17 protein-coding genes and 1 pseudogene are annotated in these 19,620 nt (G+C 56.1%); 10 read left to right on the forward strand and 8 right to left on the reverse strand.

The annotated features are described in order from the left end of the window. Nucleotide 1 precedes the first annotated feature (1 nt). The 6 genes from A3709_RS15335 to A3709_RS15360 all read left to right on the forward strand — a co-directional run bounded on the left by A3709_RS15335 (nt 2) and on the right by A3709_RS15360 (nt 6,625). Entirely contained in the window at nt 2–820 is an 819-nt protein-coding gene (locus tag A3709_RS15335; RefSeq protein ID WP_066056418.1) for a crotonase/enoyl-CoA hydratase family protein, read from the forward strand. Between the two features lie 47 nt (nt 821–867). Next, the gene (locus A3709_RS15340; protein ID WP_066056421.1) at nt 868–1,542 is read left to right on the forward strand and encodes a nitroreductase; all 675 of its coding nucleotides are present in this window, start codon (nt 868–870) and stop codon (nt 1,540–1,542) included. 8 nt (nt 1,543–1,550) lie between these two features. Further along, complete coding sequence (locus tag A3709_RS15345) at nt 1,551–2,321, forward strand: enoyl-CoA hydratase-related protein (RefSeq protein ID WP_066056424.1); 771 nt, start codon at nt 1,551–1,553, stop codon at nt 2,319–2,321. A gap of 124 nt (nt 2,322–2,445) precedes the next feature. Further along, entirely contained in the window at nt 2,446–4,875 is a 2,430-nt protein-coding gene (locus A3709_RS15350; RefSeq protein WP_066056427.1) for a penicillin acylase family protein, read from the forward strand. Between the two features lie 201 nt (nt 4,876–5,076). Next, entirely contained in the window at nt 5,077–5,979 is a 903-nt protein-coding gene (locus A3709_RS15355; RefSeq protein ID WP_066056430.1) for an alpha/beta hydrolase, read from the forward strand. Between the two features lie 232 nt (nt 5,980–6,211). Then, nucleotides 6,212–6,625, forward strand: a complete 414-nt coding sequence (locus A3709_RS15360) for a VOC family protein (RefSeq protein ID WP_066056435.1) — start codon at nt 6,212–6,214, stop codon at nt 6,623–6,625. Between the two features lie 349 nt (nt 6,626–6,974). Here the strand turns inward: A3709_RS15360 and A3709_RS15365 are convergent, their stop codons facing one another. After that, a complete protein-coding gene (locus A3709_RS15365; protein ID WP_066056438.1) occupies nt 6,975–7,604 on the reverse strand; it encodes a hypothetical protein in 630 nt (209 codons plus the stop codon). Between the two features lie 290 nt (nt 7,605–7,894). On the opposite strand from A3709_RS15365, the gene A3709_RS15370 reads away from it, so the two are divergent. After that, nucleotides 7,895–9,040 (forward strand): LuxR C-terminal-related transcriptional regulator, encoded by a 1,146-nt coding sequence (locus A3709_RS15370; RefSeq protein WP_066056441.1) that lies wholly within the window; start codon nt 7,895–7,897, stop codon nt 9,038–9,040. A gap of 568 nt (nt 9,041–9,608) precedes the next feature. Here A3709_RS15370 and A3709_RS22710 read toward each other — a convergent pair. After that, nucleotides 9,609–9,800 (reverse strand): annotated as a pseudogene (locus tag A3709_RS22710) (hypothetical protein); the annotation flags it as partial. A gap of 643 nt (nt 9,801–10,443) precedes the next feature. Between A3709_RS22710 and A3709_RS15375 the strand changes: the two are divergent. Continuing rightward, on the forward strand, nt 10,444–11,007 hold the full coding sequence (locus tag A3709_RS15375) for a hypothetical protein (RefSeq protein ID WP_156507792.1): 564 nt from the start codon (nt 10,444–10,446) through the stop codon (nt 11,005–11,007). 206 nt (nt 11,008–11,213) lie between these two features. Here the strand turns inward: A3709_RS15375 and ribB are convergent, their stop codons facing one another. The 3 genes from ribB to A3709_RS15390 all read right to left on the reverse strand — a co-directional run bounded on the left by ribB (nt 11,214) and on the right by A3709_RS15390 (nt 14,591). After that, nucleotides 11,214–12,332, reverse strand: a complete 1,119-nt coding sequence (ribB, locus tag A3709_RS15380; RefSeq protein ID WP_066056447.1) for a 3,4-dihydroxy-2-butanone-4-phosphate synthase — start codon at nt 12,330–12,332, stop codon at nt 11,214–11,216. 2 nt (nt 12,333–12,334) lie between these two features. Next, nucleotides 12,335–13,525, reverse strand: a complete 1,191-nt coding sequence (locus tag A3709_RS15385; RefSeq protein WP_066056450.1) for an acetyl-CoA C-acyltransferase — start codon at nt 13,523–13,525, stop codon at nt 12,335–12,337. 73 nt (nt 13,526–13,598) lie between these two features. Further along, nucleotides 13,599–14,591: a GlxA family transcriptional regulator gene (locus tag A3709_RS15390; RefSeq protein WP_066056454.1), complete on the reverse strand. Its 993-nt coding sequence runs from the start codon at nt 14,589–14,591 to the stop codon at nt 13,599–13,601. A gap of 117 nt (nt 14,592–14,708) precedes the next feature. On the opposite strand from A3709_RS15390, the gene A3709_RS15395 reads away from it, so the two are divergent. Next, nucleotides 14,709–16,565, forward strand: a complete 1,857-nt coding sequence (locus A3709_RS15395; RefSeq protein WP_066056456.1) for a beta-ketoacyl synthase — start codon at nt 14,709–14,711, stop codon at nt 16,563–16,565. Between the two features lie 460 nt (nt 16,566–17,025). Here the strand turns inward: A3709_RS15395 and A3709_RS15405 are convergent, their stop codons facing one another. The 3 genes from A3709_RS15405 to pspF all read right to left on the reverse strand — a co-directional run bounded on the left by A3709_RS15405 (nt 17,026) and on the right by pspF (nt 19,215). Beyond that, nucleotides 17,026–17,706 (reverse strand): class I SAM-dependent methyltransferase, encoded by a 681-nt coding sequence (locus A3709_RS15405; RefSeq protein ID WP_197484233.1) that lies wholly within the window; start codon nt 17,704–17,706, stop codon nt 17,026–17,028. Nucleotides 17,707–17,783: 77 nt separating this feature from the next. Beyond that, nucleotides 17,784–18,197 carry a hypothetical protein gene (locus A3709_RS15410; RefSeq protein ID WP_066056465.1) on the reverse strand — a complete coding sequence of 138 codons (414 nt, stop codon included), beginning with the start codon at nt 18,195–18,197 and terminating at the stop codon, nt 17,784–17,786. A 28-nt stretch (nt 18,198–18,225) separates the two neighbouring features. Then, on the reverse strand, nt 18,226–19,215 hold the full coding sequence (pspF, locus tag A3709_RS15415; protein WP_231871206.1) for a phage shock protein operon transcriptional activator: 990 nt from the start codon (nt 19,213–19,215) through the stop codon (nt 18,226–18,228). A gap of 212 nt (nt 19,216–19,427) precedes the next feature. Here pspF and A3709_RS23375 point away from each other — a divergent pair, with 212 nt between their 5' ends. Beyond that, the gene (locus tag A3709_RS23375; protein WP_156507793.1) at nt 19,428–19,604 is read left to right on the forward strand and encodes a hypothetical protein; all 177 of its coding nucleotides are present in this window, start codon (nt 19,428–19,430) and stop codon (nt 19,602–19,604) included. The last annotated feature ends 16 nt before the right edge of the window (nt 19,605–19,620 follow it).

Below are 19,620 nucleotides of genomic sequence, written 5' to 3' on the forward strand. Positions count from 1 at the left end.
CATGGCTGAACTGGATATAAGCACTGAGAACTGCATTGTTGAGCAGGAGGGCAACGTCCTGATCGTGACGCTGAATCGCCCGGAGGCGAAAAACGCCTTCAGCCCGCAGATGCTGCTGGGTATGTACAAAGCCTGGCGCCTGCTGGATGAAGACGACAGTCTTCGCTGTGCGATTCTGACCGCCAATGGCGATACCTTCTGTGCGGGCATGGACCTCAAAGCCGGTGCGGATGGCGATCACGGGGCTACCGAAGAGTTTATGACGCTCATGGGTGAAGTGCCCAATGTGCACTGGCAGGCGCTGTTGCGTGACAATCGCCCCAACAAACCGATTATCCTCGCCGTTGAGGGCTACGCGCTCGCCGGCGGCACTGAGATTCTGCAGGGCACGGATATTCGGGTCGGTGCTGAGGATGCGGTGTTCGGTGTGACAGAAGTGGCGCGGGGCCTGTATCCCATGTCCGGCTCCACCGTGCGCCTGCGCCGCCAGATTCCCTACTGCCTGGCCGCCGAGATTCTGCTCTGCGGTGAGCACGTGTCTGCACAGCAGGCATTGGATAACGGCCTGATTAACAAGATTGTTCCGAAGGGCACCACATTGGATGCCGCCAAGGAATACGCAGCCAAGATCTGTGCCAACGGACCGCTGGCGGTCAAGGCCGTGGTGCAGTCATTGCGTGAGCACCAGGAGTGTATGAGCGAAGACGATGCCATGGTGGCCTCGGATGCCCTCGCAGGGCCTGTGTTTGCCTCCAACGATGCAAAGGAAGGTATGCGCGCGTTCAAGGAAAAACGCCCCGCGGAGTTTACCGGCACCTGATCTTGCCGCGATAATGGCGCGCCCAACTCAAGACGGATTCCAGACCGATGTCAGACAGCAGTGATATTTTCCAGGCGGTAGTCGAAGGGCGGCGCTCCCTGCGTGCCTTTGAGCCGGAGCCCATTGAGCCGGCGCTGTTGGAGCGCATTTTTAACGTTGCCCAGCGCGCGCCGAGCAACTGCAATACTCAGCCCTGGAACGTGCATGTGGCCTCGGGTGCGGTGCTGGAAAAACTCCGTACTGAAATTCCGGAGCGCTTTATGGGCGGGGACATCAGCATGGACTTTCCCTATGACGGCATGTACGACGGTGTCTACAAGGAGCGCCAGCACGGCGCCGCTGTGGCCCTCTACGATGCTGTGGGTGTTACCCGTGAAGACAAGGCCGGGCGCCACACCCAGTTCATGCGCAACTTCACGTTTTTCGATGCCCCCCACGTGGCATTCCTGTTTCTGCCCGAACCCTTCGGTTTGCGCGAAGCGGCGGACCTGGGCATGTACGCGCAGACGTTGATGCTCACGCTGACCTCGCACGGCCTTGGCAGCTGCCCGCAGACTGCTTTGAGCTTCCAGGCCAACTTTGTACGGGAAGTATTGGGCGTGCCTGAAACCGACAAACTCGTGTTCGGTATTTCATTCGGCAGGCCTGTGGCCGATGCGCCGGCAAATGGCTGTCAAACGGATCGGGCCGATCTGGCGACGGCCGTCAATTTTCATCAATAAGGACAACTATGAGCGATAAACTGCTTGTCGAGAATCGTGACGGGGTGCTGGTTGTCACCCTGAATCGTCCGGAGCGTAAGAACGCCATCGACAACGATATGTGGTTGGCGATCGAGTCGACCTTCCGCAATGCCGCCAATGACGACGACGTGGTCTGTGTGCTGCTGTGCGGCGCCGGCGCCAATTTCTGCTCCGGCGTTGACCTCTCCAGCTTCGGTGAGGCGGGTGTCGATGCTCAGGCGCTGTTTGATGCAGCAGCTTTGGCGGTGGCTGAATTCGATAAGCCGCTAGTAGCGGCAGTGCAGGGCGCCGCCGTCGGTGGTGGTGCCACCGTGCTGTTTCACGCTGACATGGTGTACGCAGCCGAGTCCTTCCGTCTGCGCCTACCGTTCGCCAGCCTGGGGCTGGTGCCGGAGTGGGCAAGCAGCTATATGTTGCCGGCCAATATTGGCCCGCAACGGGCAGCGGAACTGTTTTACACGGCGGCCTGGATGGAAGCTGAGCGAGCTCTGGAACTGGGTGTTGTGGCTCGGGTGCTGCCGGAGTCAGAACTCTTCGATCACGCCCTTGCGCAGGCGCGGGAGATCGCCCAGTGGCCGGTGAATTCGCTGCGCGAGATCAAGCGCAGCCTGCGCATGCACCATATGCCTGCGATCCACACTGCCATTGAAGCAGAGAAAGAGGGCATGGCCCGGCAGGCCGGTTCGCCCGAGAATATCGAAGCCATTACCGCCTTCATGGAAAAGCGGCCGCCCAATTTTCGCGAATTGAAGGGCTGACCACTTTTGACTGGTTGGTGGCCAGAATTCACTGGCCATTATTTATAGGTGCGGCTGTGCAAGGGACTGGCCGATCGGTAAACTGTTACGGTTGTTTCATTAACAATTCTAATAGGTACCTCACTTGAGCACTGAACTACCCCGCAAGTTGCGCCTGCCACTGGCTGCATTGGCCTGCAGCGTAATTGTCGCCTGTAGCGATTCCTCCGACCGCAATAACACGCCCGTTGACCCGCCGGTCGATCCCCCGGAGCCTGAATACACCTACGAGACAGACATTATCTGGACTGAATACGGCATTCCCCATGTCGTGGCCGACGACTGGGGCAGTGGCGGTTATGGCGTAGGTTACACCTACGGCAAAGAAAATTTCTGTACCCTGATGCGTGAGTATGTGCGCGCCAACGGCGAGTCCGCCCGCTATCTGGGCGACGAGGGAAACCTCAATGACGACTTGGTCTACAAACTGTACAACGACGATGAGACTATCGACCGCATCTTCGGGACTTTGTCTGACGACCTGCAAGCCGCGATGGAGGGCTATGCCGCCGGCGTCAACCGCTACCTGAGCGAGACCGGTGTCGACAACCTGGCGGAAGGCGAAGAAGGCTGTCGCGGCGCCGATTGGGTGCGCGAAGTGGATTATCGCGATGTGGTACGACTCGCTCACAAGGCGATCTTGCGTGGCTCCAGTGGCCCGCTGGCCGATTTCAGTACCGCTGTGACGCCACCCCAGGGTATGGCTGCCGTGGCGCCGATGGCGCAGTCTGAACAGGCCGAACTGTTCGCCGGGCTGGACAAGGCGACGGTAACCGCTGCGCTTGGCGTGCCTGAGGGATGGGAAATTGGCAGTAATGCGTATGGCATCGGCGCCGATGCCTCGCAGACAGAATCCGGCATTCTGTTTGGTAACCCGCACTTTCCCTGGCAGGGCAACCTGCGCTTCTTTATGTTTCACCTGACCATTGCGGACGAATACGACGTGATGGGCGCGGCCCTCGGTGGCCTGCCTGCACCGGTGATTGGTTTTAACGAAAACGTCGCCTGGTCACATACGGTAAGCACCGGCGACCGCTTCACCTTCTTCGAACTGTCGCTCAATCCAGACAACCCCATGCAGTACGAGTACGACGGCGAGATGCGCGAAATTACCTCACGCTCGGTTACGGCCATTGATGGCAGCGGCGCCGAGGTGGATTACACGTTCTACTTCTCTCACTACGGCCCGATTGTCGACCTGGGCTCTGTCTCACCGCTTCTGGCTGGCTGGCCCAATGCCGCCGGTACGCTGCTGACCTATCGCGATGCGAATCTGGAAAATCTGCGCGGTTTCGACCAGTGGGTGCAAATGGGTAAGGCCGAGAACATGGGCGAGTTTACCGACGCTCTGCGCAGTATTGGTATTCCCTGGGTGAATACGATTGCGGCTGACCGTGATGGCAACGCGTTCTACGGCGATATTTCTGTGGTGCCCAACGTCTCTGTAGCTCAATACGGCAGCTGTATTCGCGGAACGCTGCAGGCGCTGCTGACCGACTTTGGTTTTACCACACTGGAGGGCTCTGATTCCAGTTGCGAGTGGGGCAACGATCCCGATACGCCCGAAGGCGTGTTTGGTTACGACAACCTGCCGAAGCTCGAAACGCGCGAATACGGCGCCAATGCCAACGACAGCTACTGGCTGTCCAATCCACGCCAATTGCTCACCGGCTTCTCGCCCGTGATTGGCGATGAGAATATTGAGCAAAGCATGCGTACCCGGCACACGTTCTCGCTCGCTGAAGCGCGTCTGGCAGGCGGGGATAACCACGGTGCTGATCCCTTGTTCAATATCGATAATGTCCGGGCGATCTCCTATCAGGCAGACAACTACGTCGCGCAGCTGGTGCAGAGTGATCTCGCCGATGTCTGTGACGAAACCGCAGACTGGGCCATGTATAGCGCCAATCCCGCTGCCATGACAGAGGCCTGTACGATACTGCGCAACTGGGACGGTGCACACCGACTCGACAGCGTTGGCGGCCATATCTTCTGGGAATTCTGGCAGCGCGCACGCGACATTGAAAACCTCTGGAGTGTGCCTTTTGATGTGACCATGCCCGTGACCACGCCTGCTGTGCTTAACCTCGATCCGGTAGTGGTTGACGCTGTTCGTGTCGCGCTTGGTGGTGGCGTAGACGCGCTGCTGGACGCAGGCATTGCGCTTGATGCCCCCTGGGGTGAGGTGCAGTTCGACGAAAAGAACGGCGAGCGCATCGGTATTCATGGCGGCTCTTCGCGCATGATGTTCAGCGTGATTACCTCTGACCTTATCGATGGCGAAGGCTACTCCAATATTACCCACGGCAATAGCTACATCCAGGCTATTACCTGGGATGAGACCGAGTGCCCGGATGCCTATGCCATTCTGACTTACTCGCAGTCCACTGACCCCGCGTCCGATCACTACGCCGACGCCACACGCCTGTACAGCGAAGGCGGCTGGATCGATATGCCGTTCTGTGACGCTGCCCGCGACGAGCAGGAAATAGGGCGAGAGACGATCGCTGAGTAATCATTGGCCGCCTCGCGAGGGGTGGGGAGCATAAACCAACGAGGCCTCCTGGATGTGATTCAGGAGGCCTTTTTGTAGGAACAAAGTGTTGCCAGGGAAAATTCACACCAGGCTATCTCGATAGGGAACTGCTACATTGAGGTTGAGTTGCGATGCAGCCAACGGGCGACGCAATCTACACAATCGGAACTGGAACCCAGAATGGCGAGCGATAATCTCGAGGCAATCATCGACCTCATCCCGGAAAATTTCGCAGACCCCAATGCCGATTTTCAGTCAGTTCGAAACACCATGGCGCCTTTTCATAATCACCCAACGGACAGTGACCTGCGGATTGACGTCAAAGAAGTGGGTGGTATCAGAGCCGGCTGGTACGAATATAATCGCCACTCCGACCACGCTTGTGTCGCACTTCACTACCACGGTGGCGCCTACGTATCTTGCCCATTGGATGTGTACCACTTTTACGGCGGTCTCATAGCAAGGGCATTGGATATGCCGGTGGTTATGCCTGATTACCGCCTGGCACCGGAACATCCGTATCCCGCCGCTCCCATGGATTGCTTTAATGCCTATCGAGGATTGCTGGAGATCGGTGTTTCCCCTGGCAAGATTGTTGTTCTGGGTGAGTCTTGCGGCGGGGGCTTGGCAGTGAGCGCACTATTAAGGGCTCGAGATGAGGGGCTTCCGATGCCGGCATGCTTTGTGTCGCTGACAGGGTGGTTCGATTTGAATGTAACGACCAGATCCTCTGGAAGGGATCCGTTTCTTACGCCGGAGTGGGTGAAAAATCGTGGGCTCGATTTCACCGCGGGCAAAATAGAGCTCGACGATGGCCGTGTCTCAGTTTGCAACGCGAATCTTGAAGGACTACCCCATCTGTTCCTACAGGTCGGCGAATACGACACCATGGCAAAAGGCGCACTGCGACTAGCCGAGCGTGCAACGCTGGCGGGAGTGAAAGTTACCCTGGAAAGCTGGCCGGAAATGATACACGGCTGGCACGGTCTGTTGGATTCTGGAATACCCGAAGCGGAGGAAGCCTGGGCTCAGATTAAGCACTTTGTCGACTGGAAACTGCAGCGGGAAAAGTATCCAAGCTGATGAGGCCAAGCTAAAGCCCTGTCGGGGTCGGTATCTCCCATACAAGTAACACGGATTCCAGGGTCAGCTAAGCGTCCCCTTCCCGTCATTCCTTTGAAGGCCGGAATCCAGTGTCAGCTTTGGGGCTGTGGCTTCAACCCTTCGATCCCGAACGACCGCTTTCGCCTAGAAACGGACTTTTGCGCTAACATTGTTTGAAGGAGCTTTTTCTGACTAGCGGAGAAAATTTTTCATGTTAGTTTCGTTTACTCATCTTGCTTTGCACGTTCGTGACCTTGAAGCGTGTGTTGCTTTTTATACGTCATATGCGCAAATGCAGTTGACTCATAATCGAGTTAACCAGGGGAAGCGGGTCGTCTGGTTGGCTCAGGCTGGGAGGGAAAAAGAATTTATTGTCGTACTTATCCCCGGTGGCCCCGGCCGGGAGCAGGCCCCTGCAGATTACTCTCATCTTGGTTTTGCTGTGGACAGTAAAGAGGCTGTCGATACTATCGCAGATATGGCTCGATCAGATGGTATCTTGGAGTGGGAGCCACGGGAGGAGCCATATCCAGTAGGCTACTATTGCGGAATACGAGATCCAGATGGCAATTTCGTAGAGTTTAGCTTTGGGCAGCCGTTAGGCCCGGGCGCGGAAGGAAACTAAATTAGTAAACTTAAAGCGATGGCCTCTGAGATCATTCACCTTGACTAATCGCAGTCCGCTTTCGCCTAATTGCGGTCTCTTGATATAGTTTCGTAAACGTCCGCTTTCGTCCACAAAGCGGACATTACCCGGCCTGATCCCAAATGACCGCTTTCGCCTAATTCCTGCAGCGATTGAGTTTGGAGTGGTAGTGATCGGTTTCACATGGCCAGTTAACTCAAAGCAGTTCTCATTAATAGAGTCAGGTGTTCCAGACAACCAATAATTCCTCTGATGCCGGGAAATCACTTAGTGGTTTACCACCAAATAAAACCCCCCGCTTCGTGGCGGCAAGAGCGCACCTTACTGTTCAGGGGCAGACCCCAACTTCAAGCCCGAGAATGTATCCACCAGAGCGGTTTACCGTGACGGACCATGCCTGGCCTACGAGCGCCTTGATCGCGCGACCCTCTCTGACGAACGCATCACCAAAGCGCTGCGCATTTGAGAAATCAGGCACATAATCTCCAGTATAGGGATCAATGCGCTCATCAAGCGTCGACCTGAAAGTAAGCGAGATGTCGGAGGCTTGCGCGCCTAGGAAGCGAGGTGTCAGGCAGGTGTTGTTTGGGGGCGACTGGCTGTTACGGACAATCCGGAAGAGTATAGACTCACCCGCACTCTTGAAGAGCGTGCACAGTGGCCGCCCGCTGCTGTCGCTGAGTTCGTATTCGTTATTGAACCAGGCTGGTGCCGCTAATGCGTACGAGACCGTGATTGTCTTCCCATAAGCGGCATCGCAGTAGTAGTACGCAGTGTTATATCCGCGGAAAAGATCACCACCGATCAAATTGCCATCTCCGCCACCATCGCCGCCAGTGTTCCCTACGGTTGGCATAAATGCCCCGACGGTAGCCGCGGCCTCACCGGTCGGATTTTTGCCGCCGAAAATTTGTCCGCTGATAACAAGCGAGGCGATCAAGCTCAAGGACCATTTCATACCTACCTACCTCGACTAGTCATCTGAGCTAGCAACGGCCGAGTGGATTAAAACTAAACTGCGGCATGGTTCTTTACACCTTTTCCGGGAAACGCACCAAAAGGTTGGATCAGGCTTTGTCGTAGAGCATCACCCTATAGGGTGAAATTCGCACATGGTAAAAGCACCAAAATGGTGCCCCCACAAGCCAGTTTGATAGTTGCGACTTTCTGGTGACCGCTCGCTGGCTAGAATGTACAAACAAGTCGTGCTAGTTTTATACGACGGTTTGGTTAAAGAATTTTTTGCACATGGAAGGTAAGAATTCGACAATTTCACCGCTAGTATCCGATGCTGAACTTGTTCGGCTTACGGAAAGCTTTTACGAAGCAGCAGCCAACCCGCCTGCATGGAAAGCGGTTTGCGAGGACCTGCAAGAAATTCTAAATGTTGGGTCCGTTAACCTTGGTTATATCGATCTCGTCGAGCAAGTGAGCTCCGTACGTGTGTCGACTGCGCTTACAGACGATCAACAAACCCAATATATCGAAACGTATAACGTGTTGGACCCGTGGTTTAATGCCGCACTGATCCGGCCTCCCGGGGTCATCTATGATGGCATTGAATTGGTGAGTCATGATGAACTTTTGGAAACGGAGTTTTATCAAAATTTCTGGCATCAGTTTGACTTGCCAGTTACCAGTGTTGGATTTTTCTTACTTGAGGAAACTACAGCAGGGGTGTTGGCCGTAAACTCGAAGTCTTCAGTCCGAGAACACAGTCGAGATCAGCATCTGCTACTGGAGTACACTTTGCGCCATCTTGGGCGCGCGATGAAACTTTATCAACATCTTTACAAGTGCATTGAGCAACGTGACATGTCTTCTCAGGCGCTTTCTGACCAGGACATTGGTCTTTTGATCTGCGACTCTAACTGTTCGGTAGATTACGCTAATTCCAAAGCTCTTAGCCTGTTGGGTCAGTTTACCCAACAGCTTGAACGTGGGAAGAAGATTCTTGCAAAGGCGCAGCTAGAGAATGTGATTGCCGAAATGGTTCACAAAGTGACGTCATCTTCGAGCAAGTCAGTGCTCCAAACTACTTTACTCAGAAACCGTCAAGGTGGGGTTGTCCAGGTACAAGTCAAGAGCTACCAGCCGCCGGAGATGCGCGCGGCTAGCAATGGAGAGTTTTCTTCGAGGGCTTTAGTGCTGGCCAGGAACCTGAGTGATCGTAACGTTCCTGCGGAGGAACAGCTAACACAAGTGTTTGGCCTCACCAAATCTCAAGCACGTGTCGCGAAAGTTCTTGCATTAGGAGTCACGTATAACGAAGTTGCGGACGTTCTTTGTGTAAGTCGCGACACAGTAAAGTCACACGCGCGTGAGGTGTATGCTCGTACCAATTCAACCGGCCAGGCAGATTTCGTCTCACTTGTCCAGACGATGCTACGGTAGCGCCACTTCGTGAAGAGATGTGAAATCTAGATTGGCTTTGATTTGCCGGGCGATGCAGTCACGAAAGAAGACATTTCAGCAATGAAGGAACTCTCTCATGACCATGCTCAGCTAGCCTTGGAACTGTCGGCGGTTGCGCCACCATATGAATAGCGGTGATGCTCTGATAGCTCTACATGTAATCGCCCCAACGACATTATTACAATGGCCGCTCGTGGGCAGCATATTTATCACTCAGCACAGAGCGGGTTTTTCGAACTCGGCAGAAGCGTTCATTCTCTGAGGCTGCCCGGGTCGAGCAGGAGACGGCCAAGACGGCGTGAACGACTTATGCGACCTGGATTTGATTCAGGAAGCGTTTTCGCGAGCGAGCCCGTTGACGAGAAAATGACAGAGGGTAAGTTATGACATGCTGTTCAGTTTGCCGCCCAGTCTTGAAATTATCGCAGTAATCAAAAATTCACTGTTTGGCGATCCGTCAAGTCTGTTAAGGGTATCTCTGAAGGTCAGGCGAGCATAAGATTGAGGCAACAATATCAAAGGAATATTGTTGGATTTCGTCTATCGCCTAATTCCTGCCTTCTAGCGACCTTTGATCGGACGCGGCACAGGTCTCGGTAACCTCAAGGTTAAAGCCGGAGAGGGCGTTAAAATGCACCGGGGCCGACAGCAGTTTCATTTTGCCGACACCCAGGCTCTTGAGGATTTGGGAACCCGTGCCGATGACGCGGTAGTTCTGTTGGCCGGCGGGGCTGGGCGCGGTAGCGAGGTAATCTAGAGAATGTGATTATCTCTTTCCAAGCCGAGACATTGCTGGTTCATCTATTTCAATCAGGTAGCATGCCCGGCTTCCCGCTGGGACGAGCACCATGCATCTGTGATACCTTTGTCTACACTTTCTGCCTTTTTATTAAGCGGATCTCCATTACAGAATCGATATACAGGAATGTAGAAATTGCCAGGAAACAGGCTCGCTCTTCACGTAGGAACTCATAAAACCGGAACGTCAGCAATTCAAAATTATTTGCACCGAAACCAAGGCGCTCTTTCGGCAGAATACCTCCACAGAAAAATACCTAACTCGTCGCTTTGGATGCTCGGTGCATTTTCGCACGATCTTGGGGCGCTCCCCATGTATAAGCATGACAATTTGTCAGATCGAAAGCTGGATGAAATTCAGCAGCTGGCAAAAAAAGAGCTCTCTGATCAGCTTGCCAAGCTAAATGGAAGAGATGCAATTTTGTCTGCAGAGTCTCTCTACGTTAATGAAACCAGAACTTGCACACGTGCATGGATACTTCCGAGAACACTTTTCTGAGATTGATGTTCTAGTCTATTTCAGACCCATGAAATCGCGTCTAGAGAGTGCTTTTCAAGAGCGACTCAAAAGGCGGATGACTCGATTGACCGACCGTTATCCACTTGGTTATGCCGGTCGTGTGCGGATGCTGGATAAAGTCTTTGGCGAAGAAAGAGTACGTGTATACCGATACCAGCGTGACGATTTTCCCGATGGCGATGTGGTCCAACATTTCATGGGCGAAGTCGGGGAGAAGTTTAGCTATGAAAATGCTGGTAGAGATAATACCAGCCTGTCCCTGCCGGCTGTGCAATTGCTTTACGCGTACAAAAAACAATACCCACACCCGCAGCAAGAAGATCTGGCAGTAGTGGCACGTTTATCTGAATTGACTGGAAATCCGCTGAAATTTCATAGCTCACTGTTTCAAGAACTCAGCACGGCTAAAGAAAGCGGTATCCGGGCGTTCGAGGAAAGGGCAGGATTTTCTATCTGCGAAGATATTGAAGCTGATGATGATTACGGGATAAGGGATGAACGAGACCTTTTGAGTATTCCAGACTTTGCACTGCAGTGGCTCGATGAGAATATGAACCAAGGTGTCCTCGCCAGGTTCGGCATTAGGCGCCCAAAATCCATTGCCGATAAAGTACGGTTGCTTGCCTGAAGTACCTACGACTGATTAGCGCCCCGATATTGTCTGAGTTTCTCTCTCAAAATTCAGCGGCTGTAGCTACGTGATGAAGATGCACGTTTCACAGACTGGTTTGGATCCTCACAAAAAAGGCCTACTGAGTGTCAGTAGGCCTTTTTTGTAGCTGTTTGCAGCATTAGATAAAGGTGCCGATAGAGCGCCTTTCCCGTCGCCGCAAATTATTCGGGCTCAACGAAGTCGGTAACCTCAAGGTTAAAGCCGGAGAGGGCGTTAAAATGCACCGGGGCCGACAGCAGTTTCATTTTGCCGACACCCAGGCGCTTGAGGATTTGTGAGCCGGTACCGATGACGCGATAGTTCTGCTGGCCGCTGGTATCGGCAGGGCCGGTTACGCTGGGCGGCTCCGGGAACTGCACAACCTCAGCCAGTGCCTGCTCGGGGTTCTGTTCCTGGCCAATGAGAACTACAACACCGCAGCCGGCTTTAGCCACATGCGCCATAGCTCGACGGTAAGACCACCCGGGCCTGCTGTCGGCGATGGTGGTGCCGAGTACGTCACGCAGGGTGTTCACCGTTTGTACCCGCACCGGCACCTCGGCGTCTTCGCTGATCTCTCCGCAGGTGAGGGCGTAGTGCACGGTGTCGTCGATCAGGTCGAGGAAGGTGTGCAGCTCGAATTCGCCAAACTCTGTCGTGATGGTTTTGGTGTTACGCAGCTCGATAGACTGCTCGTGCAGGGCGCGGTATTCGATGAGGTCGGCAATCGTGCCCATTTTCAGGCCGTGTTTCTCGGCGAATACCTCAAGTTCCGGGCGGCGGGCCATGGTGCCGTCTTCGTTCATGATTTCGACAATCAGTGCAGCGGGCTCGAAGCCTGCCATGCGGGCGAGGTCTACACCGGCTTCGGTGTGGCCCGCACGGCGCAGTACACCGCCTGGCTTGGCGACCAGCGGGAAGATATGCCCGGGTTGGATAATGTCCATGGGCTTGGCACCGGGAGCTACTGCTGTCAGGGCGGTGTGCGCACGTTGCACGGAACTGATGCCGGGGCCTTTTTTCTCGGCCGCGTCGATGGATACCGTGAAGTTGGTTTCGTGCTGGGAGCGATTGTCCCGCACCATGAGTGGCAGTTGCAGCTGACGCGCGCGTTCTTCGGTAATCGGCATGCAGATGAGTCCACAGGCTTCGCTGGAGAAGAACGTAATCATCTCCGGGGTTGCTGCCTCGGCGGCGATAATCAGGTCGCCTTCATTTTCGCGATCTTCGTCATCCATCAGGATGACCATCTTGCCGGCGCGGATGTCGTCCAGAATGTCAGGTACGCTGGAAAGGGCCATGCTTATTCCTCAATCAATTCAATGGCGACAGCGGTAGCTTCGCCGCCGCCAATACACAGAGCGGCAACGCCGCGTTTTTTGCCGAGTTTTTTCAGAGCGTACATCAGGCTCACCAGAATGCGCGCACCGGTTGAGCCAATGGGGTGGCCCTGGGCGCAGGCACCGCCGTGGATGTTGACCTTGGCGTGATCCAGACCTAGGTCTTCCATGGCGAGCATGGTGACCATGGCAAACGCCTCGTTGATCTCAAAGAGATCTACATCTTCGACGGACCAACCCGTTTTTTGCAGCAGCTTCTGGATAGCGCCGATGGGTGCAATGGTAAATTCACCGGGTGCCTGGCTGTGGCGTGCATGGGCGACCATTCGGGCCAGGGGCTGGAGGCCACGCTCCCCGGCGACAGCTGCAGACATCATTACCAAGGCGCTGGCGCCATCGGAAATAGAGCTGGCGTTGGCCGCAGTGATGGTGCCGTCTTTGGCAAAGGCGGGACGCAGGTTGGGGATCTTGTCGACAGCCGCCTTGTGCGGTTGCTCGTCGTCTTCCACCACGGTTTCGCCGCGGCGGGACTGTACCGTCACCGGTGCGATTTCTGCTTTGAGGGAACCGTCGTCAATAGCCGCCTTGGCGCGGCTGAGGGATTCCACGGCGAAGGCATCCATTTGCTCTCGGGTGATGCCGCGTTCATCGGCAGTCTCCTGGGCAAAGCTACCCATGGCACGTCCGGTATAAGCGTCTTCGAGGCCGTCGAGAAACATATGGTCGAACAGCTGGGTATGGCCGGTGCGCAGGCCGCCGCGGCTGCCGGTGGGCAACATGTGCGGTGCATTCGACATGCTCTCCATGCCGCCAGCAACCACCACGCTGTTGGTGCCGGCCAGAATACTGTCGTAGCCGAAGATAGCGGCCTGCATGCCGCTGCCGCAGGCCTTGTTCACGGTCACGGCGCCGGCCGATACTGGAATGTCTGCGCCAATTGCTGCCTGACGGGCAGGGCACTGCTTGAGCCCAGCGGGCAGTACGCAGCCCATGAACACCTCATCTACCGCGTCGCCGCCAATGCCGCTTTTGGCGAGGGCAGCGCGCACGGCGGTGCTGGCCAGTTCGGGCGCGGGTACGCTGCTGAGGCTGCCCTGTAGGCCGCCCATGGGCGTGCGGGCACCGTCGACGATGACTACTGTTTCTTCAGACATATCTGGATCCATTGGCGCTGGGCCGGGATGGCTGGGAAAAGGGCGCTAATTTAGCCACAAGCGCCCGTTTTACTCAAGGCACACCCGGGGTGAAAAGCTTGCCCCGTACGGCCTCGCGGTACTTTGCCGGGGTCATGCCTACCCTGCGTTTGAACAGTGCTCCAAAGTGGCTGGCGTCGTTGATACCGACTTGCCAAGCCACCTCGTTAGCCGGCAGGTTGCTGTGTCTGAGGAGTTCACGGGCACGGCTGATACGCAGGTTCTGAACCCACTCCCGGGGGCTGCTGCCGCTGGCCTGATGAAAACGCCGGTTGAGGCTGCGCTCGCTGATGCCCAGTTGCGCGGCGATGTCGGCAAGCCTTGGCGGATTGCTCAGCTGGCTGCGAATCATGTCCTGGGCCTCGGCCACCAGTTCGTCGTGGTGACTGCTGTCTGAGCCGGTCTGATATGCCGCAGCGCGAAACGGACGGCGGATCTCTGGTGAGAACTGGCTTTCCACCGCCCGGGCAATGCCTTCACCGTACCACTGTTCAATCAGGTGGACGGCCAGGTCGGCGATGGAGTTCACGCTGCCCACGCAGAAGATATTGTCGCTTTGCGTGATCAGGTGGCGGCTCTTGAACGCCACCTTGGGATAGCGGCGGGCGAACTCCTGGCGGTAGTTCCAGTGTGTGGTGGCCGGGCGGCCGTCGAGCAAACCCGCTTCGGCCAGCATGCAGGCGCCGGTGCCAACGGCACACAGACGGGTGCCGGCCTGGGCCAGGTCGCGCAACTGCGGTAGCCATGGGCGGGCGGCGGCCACAATGGGTTGCGGGTTGCGCCAGATCGCCGGAATGATGAGCAGGTCCAGGTCGCTCAGCTCATCATAGCGAATGTCCGGCGCCAGGGTCAGTCCGCCTAGCAGTGACACCGGGCGCAGGTCGGGTGCGGCCAGTACCGAAGTTACCGCGAAAGATTGCCTGGATTCCACCCGGGCCAGTTGCGCAGCGGCCTGCAAAATTTCCAGGGGCAGGGTGATACTGGTAGCCAGGGCCTGTGGGTATAGCAGTGCGGCAATACGATACATGAGCGTCTTCTGTGTGCCGAAAGCACATATTATGTGGCAGATATGCGATATCTGCTAGTCTGTGTGCTCCCTACACTGTCCGATAACAACTCATCGCAGTAGAGAGGAATAACAGGAATGTCGAAACAGCGGTTGCCCGTGATTGTCAGCTTTGGTGGTATCAATGGTGCTGGGAGAGCATCCGGACATCACGGCGTCGCTCGCATGGCTTATGAAGCCCTGCCAGAGCAGACTCAACAGGGCACGCTGGCCTCGCTGGCCAGTATGATGGCCCTGGACGGTGCTGCGGGCAATGAACAGTACATTCTCGATCACACCCTCATCCGCAAGATCGAGGGCCAGCATTTCGACGTTGATGCCGTGTTGTGGAACCAGCGGTTTCCCACCGAGAGCAACGGTCATCCGGTGAACTTCGATATTGAAACCCGCCATCTGCCCGACGCCATTCCGCCCAGCTGGAAAGTAACGCCCACGTCTGTCACTCACGTGAATGTGAATATCCGCGGTCACCAGGAATTCCTATTGCCCACCGCGCGGGATTTTGAGGTAAAGGCGGCCGGCCAGTTGCCCACGGGCTATGAGCCGGGAACGCTGTACCCCTCGCGCAGCCATCCCCGTGGCCTGCAGATGACCGTGTGCGCAGCCTCTGACGCGCTAGGTAACCTCGGCCTCAACTGGGAGGATTTGCAGCGCAAGGTGCCCGCTGACCAGATCAGCGTGTATGCTGGCAGTGCCATGGGGCAGCTCGACAGTGCCGGCGCCGGCGGTATGCTCAAAGCCCGCTACAATGGTAAACGCGTCACCTCCAAATACTGCCCCTTAAGCCTCGCCGAAATGCCCTCGGATTTTATTAATGCCTATATCCTCGGCACCATGGGTGCCACCGGGGCGACCCTCGGCGCCTGTGCGTCATTCCTGTACAACATGCGTATGGGGATTGCCGATATTCGCGCCGGTCGCGCGCGAGTGGCATTTATTGGTTCTGCCGAAGCACCGATTAATGCCGAGGTGATGGAAGGCTATGCCGCGATGGGCGCGCTGGCGACGGACAAAGAACTGCGCGCGCTGGATGGTCTGGCTTCGGACGCCGCTCCCGATCATCGCCGCGCGTGTCGGCCGTTTGCTGAAAACTGTGGCTTTACCATTGCCGAATCTGCGCAGATGATTGTGCTGTTCGACGATGAGCTGGCAATGGAGTTGGGTGCCACTGTGTTCGGTGCCGCCACCGATGTCTTCGTCAACGCGGATGGCTACAAGAAGTCGATCTCCGGCCCTGGTGTGGGTAACTACATTACCATGGCAAAAGCGACGGCTGCGGCCCGGGCAATTGTCGGTGAGAACGCACTACGCACCGGCGGCATTGTGCAGGCTCACGGCACCGGCACGCCGCAGAACCGCACCAGTGAGTCTGAAATTCTCTCGCGCGTAGCTGAGGCCTTTGGCATTGAGCAATGGCCTGTTGCGGCTCTTAAGAGTTACCTGGGCCACTCTCTCGGCGCCGCCTCCGGTGACCAGGTCACATCGACACTCGGCATGTGGCATCACGGCATTATCCCGGGCATTAACACCATTGATGGCATTGCCGACGATGTTGCGCAGGACCATCTCGTTTTCAGTCGGGCGCATCGCGAGTTCGACGCTTCCGAGGCGGCCTATGCAGTGATCAACTCCAAAGGCTTCGGCGGTAACAACGCCTCGGCGACCATGCTCAGTCCCAGCACCGTTCGCAATATGCTCAAGGCCCGCTATTCCAAGGCGCAATGGCAGGCCTACGAGGCGGCTAACGAGGTGGTGCGTGAAACCCAGCAGGGCTATGATGCGGGTATGACGAACGGCACCATTGATCCCGTATATCGTTTCGATCACGGGGTGTTGCAGGATGGTGATGTTGAACTGGATGGCTCCCGCATCGTGGTGGGTGGATACGAGGTCAGCCTTGATCTCGAATCACCCTATGAGGACATGACTCTATGAAACGTTGGATTTATTCATTAGCCGCCACTGTATGCTTTGCGGCAAATGCGATAGCGCAGGTGGAGTACGACGGTACGCCCGATACTGTGCTCGAGAGTGCGGCGGCCGACTGTATCGGCTTTCAACAGGGGCAGTTCAGTGTCGGGGAGAAGGCGGTGCAGCGCTTTGCGCTGGGAGATGATGAAGCGACCTTCATCGATGCCTTGCACTTCTCCTGTACCTCCGCCGCGTCTATGTGGGGTGGTACCGGCGGTACCACTTTGTGGGTGGTGGTGGACAACACGGTTTATCGGNTTCTAGCCCGGGGTTGGCAATTGGTGGACACGCAGTCGGTGCCGGTCTTGCTGTTGCGAATTCACCCCTCTGAATGTGGTGCAGGCCTGAAATCCTGTTATCGCGCCTATGCTTGGGACGAGGGTTTCTCCACCGTTCGCTGAGCCCTAGCGATAGATGTGCGAGGCTAGAGTTTGCGAGCGATATACATGCCATAGGTGAAATCGGTACTGTATTCGTTGTGCATGGCGATCTCCGCCTGATTGTCAGCGACGATGCTCTGCGCGTCTTCATTGCCCGGGTGACGCGCCAGAAATGGCGCAAACTGCTCAGCGAGAGGCGCGTAATAGTGCTCTGTCCATGCCGTTTGCGGAAGCAGAAAGTGTGCAATAGGGCTGTAGCCGGCATTTTCCAATACCTGAATTTTGCTGCTTGCGGTGCCAACCTCGGGATAGGCCTGCTCCAAGTGCTCGCGCAGTGTCGCCGGTGGATTGGCATGACACCAGGTAATTTCTGATACGACCAATAAGCCGCCGGGTTTGAGGAAGCGTCGCCAGTTGTTAACGCCGCTGGCAAAGCCGATGTCGTAAATTGCGCCCTTAGAAAAGATCAGGTTGAGGCTGTTGTCGGCAAAGGGCAGCGCGTCCATGGAGCCACATACGGTTTGTATGCGTTTCTCCAGTCCGGCCTCTTGGGCATGCAACTCCAGTCGGGCCAGAAATCGCGGTAGGAAGTCCACGGCGGTAATGTCTGCATTCAGTGCCCGTGCCAGCGCCAGAGTGGATGTGCCGGTGCCGCAGCCAATATCGGCTACCTGCAGCGCTTGTTCAGGGTCGAAGTCACACAGTGCAAGTGCACGATTGAGCACTTCCGGGCTGCCGGGTCCCTGGCGTGGGATGGCGACAAACAGGTCTTCAAGTAGCTGCAGGTAATCTATAATCGTCGCTAGAGCAGGGCGGTGATCACACCATAGAAGAGGATCAGAAAGCCGCCGATCTCAGCGCCAATCAATGTCCACATAAACACACGTACTGCGCCTGATGCGCGATGCACCTGATTGTCAGTTTCGGCTTTAAAACCCTGCAGAATGTACGTGAGAATGGCGATGCCAAAATAGATCACCAGTAACGCCGTCGCCACCAGTTCGAGGGTGGCGCCAAGCTGGCTGATATTGACGAATGCGGCGATCAGGACGCAGGCAAACGCATACATGAGCGAAGCGCGGTGCGCTGTGTCGACATAGAAGTGAGCCTGCCCCGTTTCACTGTCGACCATCTGCACATACTTCCAGACGCCACAGAGCAGGGCAGTGAGAAAAAACGTCCCGGCACTGAGCACGGCGAGAGAGTAGGCGTTCATGGCATGTCCTTGGGTTGGTGTGTGTATCCTAGCGGCTTCTCCGCCGTGTGCCACCCAGTTTGTGCTTGCGCACCATGCCGCGCAGTTGGTCGTAGCTCAGGCCCAGCGCCTCGGCTGTGCGGCGTTGATTGCCCTCGTTGTCTGCAAGCGCTTTGGTTAGGAGGTCGCGTTCGATAGCATCCATGCGTGCGCTAAAGTCCTGATCGTCTTCACTTGATGTTGCGGGCGCGGTTGCTTCAGGTGTCTCCGAATCCGCGTTCTGATAGGGCGACCGGAAGGGGTCAATCACGACTTCGCCGATGGCTTCGTCGGGATTGCCCCAGCGGTATAGTGAGCGTTCAACGACGTTCTTGAGTTCGCGCACGTTGCCTGGCCATTGGTGCGCCAGTAGTTGCTGCATGGCCGCTTCGGAAAAACCGGGAAAAAGCTCCCAGCCCAGCTCGGCACTCATACCAAAAGCAAAATGCTCTGCCAGTTCCGCAATGTCCTCGCGGCGATGGCGCAGGGCGGGCAGGTGCACGACGTCGAAGCTCAGTCGGTCCAGCAGGTCTGCCCGAAACTCCCCTCGCTCGGCCATGGCAGGAAGGTCGGCATTGGTAGCCGCGACAACGCGAACGTCGACCCGCAGGGTTTGCTGGCCACCGAGGCGCTCAAACTCACCGTACTCCACCAGGCGCAGGAGCTTTTCCTGCAGGCGCAGTGACATGGTACCCAGTTCATCGAGAAAAAGGGTGCCGCCGTCGGTGCGTTCAAAGCGGCCCCGGTGGGTTTTGGTGGCACCGGTAAAGGCGCCGGGTTCATGTCCAAACAGTTCGGACTCCAGCAGCGCATCAGCGATGGCTGCGCAGTTGGTTTTTAGCAGCGGGGCGTCCCAGCGGGTGGATAGGAAGTGCAAGCGGTCTGCAGCCAGCTCTTTACCGGTGCCGCGCTCGCCGATGACCAGCACCGGCCGATTGATTGGTGCGAGTACCGATACGCGGTCCAGGGCGGCCGCGAGGGCTGCTGAATTGCCAATCATACTTTCCTGAGGTCTTTGCATAGGTTAAATATACCCAATAAATAGGTAAATAGAACCCTATAAAAAGGTCAAAATAGCCTTATTTAGAGTGTTGGAATGATCGCTAAATATATTAAATTCAATAAAAACAGAGAGATACGAATTCTGGCACGGATTCTGTAATACCTGCTCCGTAATACAAAAAATCGCCATTTAACGTAGGGAACAGGCAAATGAACAAATGGGGTGAAAGGTTTGTGATCTATACCGCACTGGCAGTGCTGTGTGGCATGACGGCTGCTTTCGCCGGAACCGCGGCAGCCTTGTGGAGCTTTCTTCAGGTGCTGGCGGTGATTGAACTGATTTATTGGATTGCCCAGCCAACGACGAAGTCGCAGGCAAAGGGCTGAGAATTACTTAAGCAGG

The organism is Halioglobus sp. HI00S01 (assembly GCF_001635445.1).
Classification (GTDB): Bacteria; Pseudomonadota; Gammaproteobacteria; order Pseudomonadales; family Halieaceae; genus Halioglobus; species Halioglobus japonicus.